Annotated in this window: 8 protein-coding genes; 5 read left to right on the top strand and 3 right to left on the bottom strand. The window is 62.7% G+C overall.

Annotated elements, in window-relative coordinates; all coding sequences use genetic code 11:
- Positions 1 to 92: 92 nt before the first annotated feature.
- The 3 genes from ACVOMF_RS00765 to ACVOMF_RS00755 form a co-directional block, all read right to left on the bottom strand.
- Complete coding sequence (locus tag ACVOMF_RS00765) at positions 93 to 1,073, bottom strand: cation diffusion facilitator family transporter (protein ID WP_481507610.1); 981 nt, start codon at positions 1,071 to 1,073, stop codon at positions 93 to 95.
- 80 nt (positions 1,074 to 1,153) lie between these two features.
- Positions 1,154 to 1,960: a thiol:disulfide interchange protein DsbG gene (gene dsbG, locus ACVOMF_RS00760; protein WP_481507609.1), complete on the bottom strand. Its 807-nt coding sequence runs from the start codon at positions 1,958 to 1,960 to the stop codon at positions 1,154 to 1,156.
- 24 nt (positions 1,961 to 1,984) lie between these two features.
- Entirely contained in the window at positions 1,985 to 2,782 is a 798-nt protein-coding gene (locus ACVOMF_RS00755) for a TlpA family protein disulfide reductase (RefSeq protein ID WP_481507608.1), read from the bottom strand.
- A 139-nt stretch (positions 2,783 to 2,921) separates the two neighbouring features.
- On the opposite strand from ACVOMF_RS00755, the gene ACVOMF_RS00750 reads away from it, so the two are divergent.
- The 5 genes from ACVOMF_RS00750 (at position 2,922) to ACVOMF_RS00730 (ending at position 10,979) form a co-directional block, all read left to right on the top strand.
- Positions 2,922 to 4,355, top strand: a complete 1,434-nt coding sequence (locus ACVOMF_RS00750; RefSeq protein WP_481507607.1) for a GGDEF domain-containing protein — start codon at positions 2,922 to 2,924, stop codon at positions 4,353 to 4,355.
- Positions 4,356 to 4,458: 103 nt separating this feature from the next.
- Complete coding sequence (locus tag ACVOMF_RS00745; protein WP_481507613.1) at positions 4,459 to 5,574, top strand: metallophosphoesterase; 1,116 nt, start codon at positions 4,459 to 4,461, stop codon at positions 5,572 to 5,574.
- 210 nt (positions 5,575 to 5,784) lie between these two features.
- Positions 5,785 to 7,206 carry a DcaP family trimeric outer membrane transporter gene (locus tag ACVOMF_RS00740; RefSeq protein ID WP_481507606.1) on the top strand — a complete coding sequence of 474 codons (1,422 nt, stop codon included), beginning with the start codon at positions 5,785 to 5,787 and terminating at the stop codon, positions 7,204 to 7,206.
- 106 nt (positions 7,207 to 7,312) lie between these two features.
- On the top strand, positions 7,313 to 8,662 hold the full coding sequence (adiC, locus tag ACVOMF_RS00735; RefSeq protein ID WP_481507605.1) for an arginine/agmatine antiporter: 1,350 nt from the start codon (positions 7,313 to 7,315) through the stop codon (positions 8,660 to 8,662).
- A gap of 28 nt (positions 8,663 to 8,690) precedes the next feature.
- Complete coding sequence (locus ACVOMF_RS00730; protein WP_481507604.1) at positions 8,691 to 10,979, top strand: Orn/Lys/Arg family decarboxylase; 2,289 nt, start codon at positions 8,691 to 8,693, stop codon at positions 10,977 to 10,979.
- The last annotated feature ends 277 nt before the right edge of the window (positions 10,980 to 11,256 follow it).

Raw genomic sequence — 11,256 nt, 5'->3', positions numbered from 1 at the left:
ATCTGATTCATTTGTGGCTTCGCGGCTTACACCGCTCCCACAAGGTGGTTATTGCTGGTAAGGCCACTGCCGAGCATGGCTCGGCACTACCCTTATCGATGCACATGGCCGTGATGGCCTTGATCATCCGGCCCATGCGCATGACCTTCATGATCATGGTCGTGGTCACCGCCAGCCACCTTCTTGTCGGCACAGTCATCGCCGCAGTGATCCGCTTCAACCTGCACCGTCACATGATCGATATCAAACCGCTCGTGCAGCATGTCTGCCAGCTGCCGACGCAGTACGTCCGGCGCCTGGCCATCCTGCATCACCACGTGCACGGTCAATGCCGGCGTGCTTGATGCCAGCGCCCACACATGCAGATCATGGATACCGGCCACACCTGGGAAACCACGCAAGGCCTGCTCGATATCCGCCAGCACCACACCTTTCGGCACGCCCTCCAGCAACACGTTGATCGCATCACGCAGCAGCACCCAGGTGCGCGGCAGCACCCACAGGCCGATCAGTACCGCAAGAATCGGGTCCACCAGGGTCCAACCGGTGAAGTGGATGATCAGGCCACCGGCAATCACCGCCACCGAGCCGAGCATGTCACTCCACACTTCCAGGTAGGCGCCCTTGACGTTGAGGCTCTCACCACTGCCAGCACTGAGCAGGCGCATCGCGATCAGGTTCACCACCAGTCCAAACGCAGCCACCCACATCATGCCGGTGGAGGCGATCGCCTGCGGCTGCTGGAAGCGCTGCACGGCCTCGAACAGAATGTAGATGCCTACGCCGAACAGCAGCAGGCCATTGGCTACCGCACCAAGCGCTTCCAACCGCGCATAGCCGTAGGTGCGCTTGGCATCGGGCGGACGCCGGCTCAGACGAACGGCGGTCAACGCGATCATCAGGCCGATGGCATCGGTTGCCATGTGCGCGGCATCGGACAACAGCGCCAGGCTGTTGGTCCAGAACGCGCCAATGACTTCCACCACCAGATAGGCGGTGGTCAGGCCCAGCGCCCACCACAGTGGTTTCTCGTGGCGGATTTCGCTGGGCAGATGGTTGTGGTCGTGACTCATGGCTGGCTCCTCATAGCGGAGCCAGCTTAGTCAGCCGGTGGCGGCGGAGACTATTACATCGCCGCCGGCCGGTTCAGTGATCAGCGCGGGCCGAGCACCGTCTGCATGTCATCGCCCTGCGGCATGCCCGAACGCATCTGCACCGTGCCGTCGGCATCCTTGAACAGGATGCCCGGCGTGCCCTGGAAGCCCAGATCGAGCATCAAGGCCTCGTTGGCACGCAGCTTGGCCTGCACCGCCGCCGGCACCGTCGCCAGCGGCTTGATGCCGCCCTTGGCGAAATCACGCTCGTTCTGGATCAACGCCTGCTCCGGCGAGGCTGCGCCCAGAATCGCGGCTGCCTTGTTGGCACTGTCCTCGCGGATCACGCCAACCAGGATCTGCCGGATCTGCACCTTGCCTGCGGCCACCCACGGCTGTGCCGCTTCCCAGAAACGGTTGCAGTAAGGGCAGTTCGGGTCACTGAAGGAATAGATGACACGCGGCGCATCGGCCTTGCCATCACGCACCCAATGGCTGGCTTCCACCTTGGCCCAGGCCTGCTGGCCCATCGGCCCGGACACCAGCTCCTTGAGCTTGGCGGCGCTGACATCCTCACCCTTGGCGTTGACCAGGGTACCAACCACCGCGTACTCACCATCCTTGGACACATAAACGCCCAGCGGACGCTGACCAGCGACGCCGGCATAACCGGTCAGGCCAACCGGTGTTTCGAACGTGCCCATGAACTCCACGCCCTGCGAACGCAGGGTCTTCACTACCGCCGGCTCATTGGCCGCAGCCGGCTTTGCCGCAGTAGCGGCCGGGGCAGTAGCGGTCTGTGCGCAGGCCAGCGGCGTCAGCGTCATGGCGGACAACAACAGCAACATCGAACGGGAACGCATCATCGTGTGTCTCTTTCAGGAAAGGGGTTATTGCATTTCGCGCAGGCGCGCTTCCAGGGTGGCGCGCGACAGCTCGCCCATATGCACATTGCGCAACCGGCCATCGGCGCCGAAGAACAACGTTGTCGGCAATGCGCGGGCGCCGGTCTGCTGCATCACCCGCGACTCGGCATCCAGCAGCACGTTGCTCAACTGCATGTTCTCGGCACGCAGATAGTCGGCGACTTCGTCGCGGGTCTCACCCTGATTGGCGAATACGAACTGCACCTGCGGATGCGCCTGCTGCGCCTTCGCCAGCACCGGCATCTCGCGCCGGCAAGGCCCGCACCAGGTCGCCCACAGATTGATCACGGTTGGCTTGCCGGCAAAGGCTGCCAAGGGTGCGGGCTTGTCCTGCATGTCTACCAGCACTGCGTCTGGCAACGGAATGGACGAGCGCTGCACTGCAAACAACGTCATGCCGCCGATTGCCCAGAACGCCGCACCTGCGGCCAAGCCCAGCAACACCGGCTTGCGCAGGATGCGTTGGCGGGTCTTCCACATTGCATAGGCCGCCGCGACCAGCAGGCCCGCCCAGATCGAATAGCCACCATCGCCCAGACGAATGATGGACAGCGGCTGCGGCAGGTAGTCGCCAGTGTGCAACGCTACGTGCCCCAGACGTGCGCCAAGCAAACCCAGCAAAAACGCATCCAGCACCACCGCACCAGCGCGGCTGCGCATTCCATCGGCAGCAGGTGCCAATGCGCGCGCGAAGAACCAGCCAATCGCCAGCGCCAACAGGGCAACCAGCGCCATCAACGGAAACGGGCCGGCGCTGATCATTCCGCCATTCCGATAGGAGTGCCCTGCACAAGCAAACTTGAACAAACGGTGAATCCAGCCATCAACACAATGCCCTCAAAAACCTGTTGTTGCTGCCGATAATAGTCGGCTGCCTCTTGGCACTTTACCGGTCGTACGCATGAACATCGTCCCCGCACCACCCCCAGACACCGACAGCAACGCGCTCGCAGATGCCTGGAAACACAGCCTCGACGCCGCCGGTGTCGATGCGAGCCAGATCCTCGCGAGCCTGGCCGACGCGCATGCCGCTGAACTGGCCGCGCATTTTTACAAGGTCATGATGAACGACGCGCGTGCCTCACGCTCGATGTCACATGACCAGGTGCGGGTGCGACTGCAGCCGGCCATGCAGCGCTGGGTCAAGGACCTGCTGCGCGCCACGCCCGCCGACGTCCAGCAACTGATCGCCAACCAACGCGTCATCGGCGATGTGCATGCACGCGTGGGCATACCGGTAGACCTGGTTACCCGTGGCACCCGCGTGCTGAAGCAACGCCTGTTCCAGCTGATCGGCGAGCAGGCCGGGCATGGCGAGGCCGCACATGCCGCCATTGCCAGCCTCACCGCATCGTTCGACATCGCGCTGGAGGGTATGACACTGGCCTATTCCAACGCACGGGAACGTTCCTCACGCACGGATGCCGCCTACCGCCTGTTCTCGCTGGTGCAGAACGTTGGTACCGAGCGCGAACGCCAACGTGCATTGCTGCTGGATTGGGAAAACACCCTCCTCTACGCCCTTGCGGCACAGGGCGATCTGGGCAGCTTCCAGACCCTGGCACGTTCTGAGTTCGGCCTTTGGTTCAACCACAAGGGCATTCCCAGCTTTGGCGAGAGCTCCGAAACCCGCCAGATCAGCGGGTTGATCCAAGAAGTCGACCAGTTGCTGCAGCACACCCTGCAGCAGGACAGCGACCCGGCCGCGCGCTCGGCGCAACTGCAGGACGTGCGCTCCAAGGTCAGCCAGATCCGCACCTTGCTCGGCATGTTGTTCGAGCGCATCGGCGAACTGGATGCCGGCTGCGATGCCTTGACCAACCTGCTCAACCGCCGTTTCCTGCCCACCGTGCTACGCCGCGAAATCGAGCTGGCGGAAAAGTCCGGTGACAGCTTCGCCGTGCTGCTGCTGGACCTGGATCACTTCAAGGCCATCAACGACGAGCACGGCCACGAAGCCGGAGATCGCGCCCTGCAACACGTCGCCGGCATTCTCAGCCAGTTCACCCGTGGCAGCGACTATGTATTCCGCTACGGCGGCGAAGAATTCGTCGTCGTGCTGGTAGCGGTGGAAGAACGCCAGGCCATGGTGATCGCCGATGGCCTGTGCCGACGTCTGGTCGATACGCCAGTCACCCTCGCAGATGGCCAGCTCCTTCCCATCAGCGCCAGCATCGGTGTCGCCCTGTATGACGGTCACCCGGACTACGAGCGGGTGATGGCACGTGCCGACGCCGCCATGTACCAAGCCAAGAAGCAGGGCCGCAATCGCGTCGTACTGGGCAGCGATGCCTTGCCCACCGCACCGGGCCGTAGCGCGCTGCGCCGCGACTGAGCAGCAGGCAGCACCAACCGATAGCACATGCTGCCGGTGCAGCGAACGCATAGGCTGCAGGCGGGTGCAAACGGTCACCCGCCTCCGGAAGCCTGCAATGCCCATCCTCCGCGCCCTGCCCATCCTGCTGCTGTGCGGCGCCCTGCCCGTGCTGGATGCCAGCGCCCGCGAGGTCCCCCAGCCTGCCGAGCATGTGCAGGCCGATGGTCCCTATGTGTTCCGCGATGGCAAGCGACTGCAAGCGCAATGGATCTGCGACGACCGGGTGGTCTCGCGAAAAGTGAAAGCAAGACGCGATATCACCCGTGCAATTGCACCAGAGTGTAGCTATCCGCACGCACTGCGCATCGCCCCGCTCGCGACGCCAGCTGCTGCAGCACTACCCGCGGTGCCGCGCATCGTCGCCGTCTCCGACATCCATGGCCAGTACGATCTGCTGCGCCGCTTGCTGCGCGCCAACGGCGTGATCGACAGCGACGACAACTGGGCATTGGGCCAGGACACGCTGGTCATCGCCGGCGATGTATTCGACCGTGGTCCACAGGTCACCGAAGCCTTCTGGTTGCTCTACAGCCTGCAGCAGCAGGCCGCGCAAGCTGGCGGCGCAGTCCACTTCGTGCTCGGCAACCATGAAACGATGGTGCTGTACGACGACCTGCGTTACGTCAATCCCAAGTACCTGCGCAGCGCCCAGCTGCTCGGCCGCAGCTATCCGCAACTGTATGGTGCCGATTCGGTGATCGGGCAATGGCTGCGCACACGCCCGGTACTGCTGCGCATCGGCGATACCTTGTTCCTGCATGGCGGCATCTCGCCCGACGCACTGCAACTCGCACTCGATCCAACAGCCACCAACGCCGCGTATCAGGCCTCGTTGGGCCGGCCCAAGGCAGAAGTGAAAGCAGATCCGGCCACCGTAGCGCTATACGACGGCAAGACAAGCCCCATCTGGTACCGCGGCTACTTCAATGGCCAGCTGGATACCGCCGGTGTGCAAGGCGTGCTCGACCAGCTCGGGCTCAAGCGCATCGTCGTAGGACATACCTCGATGCCACACGTCAGCAGCTTCCACGGCGATCGCATCATCGCCATCGACAGCAGCATCAAGGACGGCGAGAGCGGCGAGTTGCTGTTCATCGAGAACGGCAAGCTCAGCCGCGGGTTGCTGGATGGCACGCGGGTGCCACTGGAAACAGGCGAGGTGGATCGCGAAGACTGAAGCCCTTTCAGCTATCAGAAATCACTGTTTATGACATTAGGTTTCATCCCAAATTCACGTAGTCATAACCTGAATTCAACGATGGTAAATAGGCAGGTTTCACGCAGGCCTGAGGGGGCAGTCAGCGTGTCGCCACGCAAGCGATAAGGTGAATCGCGGCGGGGATCTGTCCCGGCCGTGAGTGGCGCTTTCTTCTCCACGGAACAGGCGATGAAACCACTGACGCTGGCCACATTGCTGCCACTTGCGCTGCTACCCGGCGCAGCAGGCGCGCAGGACTCCGTTGCCGCATTGCGGGCGGAGATCGCGCAGGCGCAGCAGCATCTGCAAACGCTCAACGCACGACTGGATGCACTGGAGCAAGGGCAGGCAAGTCCCGCCCCGAAACCTCCACCACTTCCGCCACCACCCGCCGCGACTTCCCCCCTGGATACGGCAGCTACCGGCACCGGCAAAGCAATCACCGTTCAGACCATACTCCCGGCGCGTGATTCGGTCGCTGATCCTTCCACAGCCGCCTCGCGCTTGGACAACGCACCGTCACCGACCGACCCGGAACTGAAAGGCTTCATCGCAATCCCAGGCACCGAGACAATGATCCGGCTCGGTGGCTACGCAAAACTAGACGCCATTGCAGATCGGCGCGCCGCCGGTGACACCGAGCAGTTCATCACCTCGTCGATTCCGGTCGACAGTCCGCACCGTGATGTCACGCATTTCGGCATGCATGCCAAACAGACCCGCTTCAGCTTCGAAGCGCGGCGCCCCACCACGCACGGCAAGCTGCGCTTCTACCTGGAGAACGATTTCTTCGGCAGCAGCGACAGCTACGAGTTCCGCCTGCGTCATGCCTACGGCCAGCTGGGCAATACCTATGCCGGCTACGGCTATTCCACCTTCATGGATGCCGACTCGCTGCCAGACACCCTCGACTTTGCCGGGCCGGGCGCGGCCGGCTACCTGCTGGTGGCCGGCATCCATCACAGCTTCGCGCTGGGCAAGGGCAACAGCCTGACCGTGGCGGCTGAAAACCCCGATTCGCAGCTCGCCAACACCGGCGACAACGACAGCAAGACCGAGCACCTGCCCGACATCAGCCTGGTCGCACGCATGGAACGCGACTGGGGCCATCTGCAACTCGGCGCGGTGCTGCGCAGCCTCGGCTACGACGGTGATGGCCGCAGCGACCGCACGTTTGGCGGCGGCTTGCAGTTGAGCGGTTCCTACGCTGTGGCCGAACGTGACCTGCTGTTGTTCGGCCTGATTGGCGGCAAAGGCATCAGCCGCTATACCGCCGACCTGACCGGTTCCAATCTCGATGCCGCCCTCGATACCGACGGACGGCTCAAGGCGCTGCCACTGCGTGGCGGCTTCTTCGGCTATACCCACTACTGGTCGGACCTGTGGCGCTCCAACCTGATCTACGGCCAGCTGCAGATCGACAGCGCTGACGCACTCGCCAGCGACGCGTTCCGTCGCAGCCGCTACGCCGCACTGAATCTGCTGTGGAGCCCAGCACCGTCCTGGACCATGGGCATGGAACTGCTCTACGGCCAGCAGCAACTACAGAACGGCCGCGATGCGGACACCCTGCGTTTGCAGGGCAGCCTGCAATACAACTTCATCAAGTAAGAGGCAGCCGACGCCCGCACATGCCCGTGTGCAGCTCGCCACCCAGCGATTCACGCAATGCCCTTCCCATCGAAATACCCGGCAACGCCGGTGAAAGGAGATTGTCATGGCAGGTCAGAAGAAAATCGGGGTCGTTGGCGCGACCTTCCTGGTGGCAGGCAACATGATGGGCTCAGGTGTTTTCCTGCTGCCCTCCAGCCTGGCCAAGATCGGCACCGCCTCGATCTGGGGCTGGTTGGTGACCACGGCGGGTGCATTGCTGCTGGCCTTCGTGTTCGCCAAACTCGGCAAGTTGGCACCAAAGGCAGGCGGCCCTTACGCCTATGCACGTGATTGGTTCGGCCCTTACATGGGCTTCCAGACCAATACCATCTACTGGTTCGCCAACTGGATCGGCAATGTCGCCATCCCCATCGCGGCGGTCGGCTACTTCAGCTACTTCTTCCCGATCCTGTCCGACCCGGTGCCGCGCTGCGTCGCGGTATTGCTGCTGGTGTGGGCCTTGAGTTTCGCCAACGTGATCGGCCCGTCCTTCGTCAGCCGCGTACAGACGGTAACCACCAGTTTCGCGCTGGTGCCGATCCTGGGCATCGCCATCTTCGGCTGGTTCTACTTCGACCCCACCATCTTCAAGGGCGCGTACAACGTTTCCGGCCAGTCCAACTTCGGTGCGGTATCCAGTGCTGCAGCGCTGACCCTGTGGGCGTTCATCGGCGTGGAGTCGGCATCGGTGACGGCCGGCGTAGTCGAGAACCCGGAGAAGAACGTCGCCCGCGCCACCCTGGCGGGCGTGTTCCTCGCTGCCATTGCCTATATCGCCAGTTCCTCGGTGATCATGGGCATGGTGCCCAATGCCGACCTGCAGGTCTCCGACGCGCCGTTTGCACTGGCAGCGGCAACCGCAGTTGGCGGTTGGGGCGGTGCACTGGTCAGCCTGTGCGCCTTCGTCGGCGCGGCCGGCTCACTGGGCGGCTGGATCCTGTTGACCGCGCAGAGTGCCAAGGCCGCATCGGACGATGGCCTGTTCCCCAGCGTTTTCAGCAAGATCAACAAGGACGAAGTGCCGGTCAAGGGCGTGCTCATCGTCGCCGTGTTGATGACGCTCGCCGTACTGATCACCTCCACTTCGGAGACCGCATCCGCGCAGTTCGACGTGATCACCTCGGCGGCAGTCGTGCTGACCCTGCTGCCCTATATCTACTCCTGCGTGGCCTGCTACTTCGTGGTGGAACGCTCGCATACGCTGGCCCACACCGGCGCGTTCTGGGTGCTGACCAGCATCACTGTCGTCTACTGCCTGTGGGCCATCTACGGCTCGTCCGGCAGCATCGTCCAGTACGCCTTCCTGTTCGTACTGTTCATCACCGTGTTCTACCCGTTCTTCAGCGATGAGCGCCGCAAGCAGCGCCTGGCCAAATTCACTCCGAATGGCACCAACCGTGCCAGCACGAACTGATCCCCCGCTCGGTAGATAGGAAAACATCATGTACTTCAAATCACTGGACTACCCGATCGTCATCATCGATGCCGATTACGAATCGCCACGTATCGCCGGCATCCTGATCCGCGCCCTGGCCGAGGAACTGCGCAAGAGCGACCAGCGCGTGCTCTCAGGCCTGAACCTGGATGACGCCCGCGCCGGCGCACGCACCTATGTGGCCGCATCGGCGGTGCTGATCTCCATCGACGGCACCGAGGACGATGACGACCAGTTCCAGCGCCTGCTCGCCTTCCTGCGTGAACAGAGCCAGCGTCGCGCCGACCTGCCGGTATTCCTCTACGGCGAACGCCGCACCATCGAGAAGATACCGAGCAAGCTGCTCAAGTTCGTGCACGGCTACATCTTCCTGTTCGAGGACACCAAGAGCTTCATCGCCCGCCAGGTGATGCGCGCCGCCGACGACTACATGGCCAAGCTGCTGCCACCGTTCTTCAAGGCGCTGATCCATCATTCCGCACAGTCCAATTATTCCTGGCATACGCCCGGACACGCGGGCGGTGTCGCTTTCACCAAGTCGCCGGTCGGCCGTGCCCTGCACCAGTTCTACGGCGAGAACACCTTGCGCAGCGATCTATCGATCTCGGTGCCGGAGCTTGGCTCACTGCTTGATCACACCGGCCCTATCCGCGACGCCGAAGCCGAGGCGGCACGCAACTTCGGCGCCGACCACACCTTCTTCGTCACCAATGGCACCTCCACCGCCAACAAGATCGTCTGGCATGGCACGGTAGCGCGTGGCGACATCGTGTTCGTCGACCGCAACTGTCACAAATCGCTGCTGCACGCGCTGATCATGACCGGCGGTATTCCGGTGTACTTCACGCCCAGCCGCAATGCCCACGGCATCATCGGGCCGATCAGCCTGGACCAGTTCTCAGGCGACGCCTTGCAGAAGATGATCCAGGCCAACCCCTTGGCCAGCAAGGCAGCCAAGCCCGGTGCCAAGCCGCGCATCGCGGTGGTGACCAACTCCACCTATGACGGACTCTGTTACAACGCCGAGAAGATTGCCGACAACCTCGGCACAGCGGTGGATTTCCTGCACTTCGATGAAGCCTGGTACGCCTATGCCGCATTCCACCCCTTCTACGAGAACCACTACGGCATGGCCAAGGGCAAGCCGCGTGAGCAGGATGCCATCATCTTCACCACCCACTCCACGCACAAGCTGCTGGCTGCATTCTCGCAGGCATCGATGATCCACGTACGCAATGCGGCAACACGCGAGCTGGATGCGGAGCGCTTCAACGAATCCTTCATGATGCACACCTCCACCAGCCCGCACTACGGCATCATCGCCTCCTGCGATGTGGCGTCGAAGATGATGGAAGGTGACGCAGGCAAATCGCTGGTGCAGGAAATGCACGATGAGGCCGTCGCCTTCCGCCGCGCGATGCTGCATGTCAGTGAGGACCTGGGCCGCGATGACTGGTGGTTCAAGGTCTGGCAGCCCGATGGCGTGGAGCGCACCCTAGCCAAGGGTGACAGTTCCAAGCCCATGGTCACCTCACGCCCGGACTGGTATCTGCGTCCGGATGCGCGCTGGCACGGTTTCGACAACCTCGCCGACGACTATGTGCTGATCGATCCGATCAAGGTCACGCTGCTGACGCCCGGGCTGTCGATGGACGGCGAGATGGGCAAGCTGGGCATTCCGGCCGCGATATTGAGCAAGTTCCTGTGGTCGCGCGGCATCACCGTGGAGAAGACCAATCTGTACTCGGTGTTGTTCCTGTTCTCGATGGGCATCACCAAAGGCAAATGGAGCACCCTGGTCACCGAGTTGCTGGCGTTCAAGGACCTCTACGATGCCAATGCCCCGCTGAGCCAATCGCTGCCCAGCCTGCTGGAAGACAACGCCAGCGCCTACGCTGGCTGGGGCCTGCGCGACCTGTGCGCAGCCCTGCATGAGTTCAACCGCGAGTTCCGTGTGGCCGAGGTGATGCGCGAGATGTACGTGGAGCTGCCGGAACCGGTGATCACGCCGGCTGAAGCCTATAACCATCTGGTGCGTGGCGAGATCGAACGGGTGGACATCGACCAGCTCAGCGGCCGCGTCGCAGGCACCATGCTGGTGCCCTACCCGCCGGGCATTCCGACCATCATGCCGGGCGAGCGTTTCGGCGCCAGCGATGAACCGATCATCCAGTCGCTGCGCATCGCCCGTGAACAGAACGCCCGCTTCCCGGGGTTTGAATCGGACGTGCATGGCTTGATCATCGACAACAGTGGGGACAAGCCGAGTTATCGGGTGGAAGTGCTGAAAATCTAGGTAGGGATAGAGGCAGGGCGCGTACTGTTCCTTCTCCCGCATGCGGGAGAAGGTGCCCCGCAGGGGCGGATGAGGGGAGTTTTTAGTTTTTAACTTTTAGCTTTTGGCTTTTGGCTATTGGTTCTTGGCTCTGCGTCTTCTTTGGCTCCGCTCTGCTCAAAATCTTCTCCACGTGCTTTCAAAGCGCCCTCACCCCAACCCCTCTCCCGCAAACGGGAGAGGGGCTTTTCAAGCCTAGCGCCCTATACATCCCGGACCGCCCCCCTTCGCATAGCCA

This window comes from Stenotrophomonas sp. STEN022, assembly GCF_056760155.1.
This window is presented reverse-complemented; position numbering and strand designations above follow the sequence as displayed.

Bases quoted from the DNA above. Each gene is read 5' to 3' on its own strand.
- ACVOMF_RS00755 (WP_481507608.1), bottom strand. From the start codon at position 2,782: ATGATCAGCGCCGGCCCGTTTCCGTTGATGGCGCTGGTTGCCCTGTTG.
- dsbG (WP_481507609.1), bottom strand. From the start codon at position 1,960: ATGATGCGTTCCCGTTCGATGTTGCTGTTGTTGTCCGCCATGACGCTG.
- ACVOMF_RS00730 (WP_481507604.1), top strand. From the start codon at position 8,691: ATGTACTTCAAATCACTGGACTACCCGATCGTCATCATCGATGCCGAT.
- ACVOMF_RS00765 (WP_481507610.1), bottom strand. From the start codon at position 1,073: ATGAGTCACGACCACAACCATCTGCCCAGCGAAATCCGCCACGAGAAA.
- adiC (WP_481507605.1), top strand. From the start codon at position 7,313: ATGGCAGGTCAGAAGAAAATCGGGGTCGTTGGCGCGACCTTCCTGGTG.
- ACVOMF_RS00740 (WP_481507606.1), top strand. From the start codon at position 5,785: ATGAAACCACTGACGCTGGCCACATTGCTGCCACTTGCGCTGCTACCC.
- ACVOMF_RS00750 (WP_481507607.1), top strand. From the start codon at position 2,922: ATGAACATCGTCCCCGCACCACCCCCAGACACCGACAGCAACGCGCTC.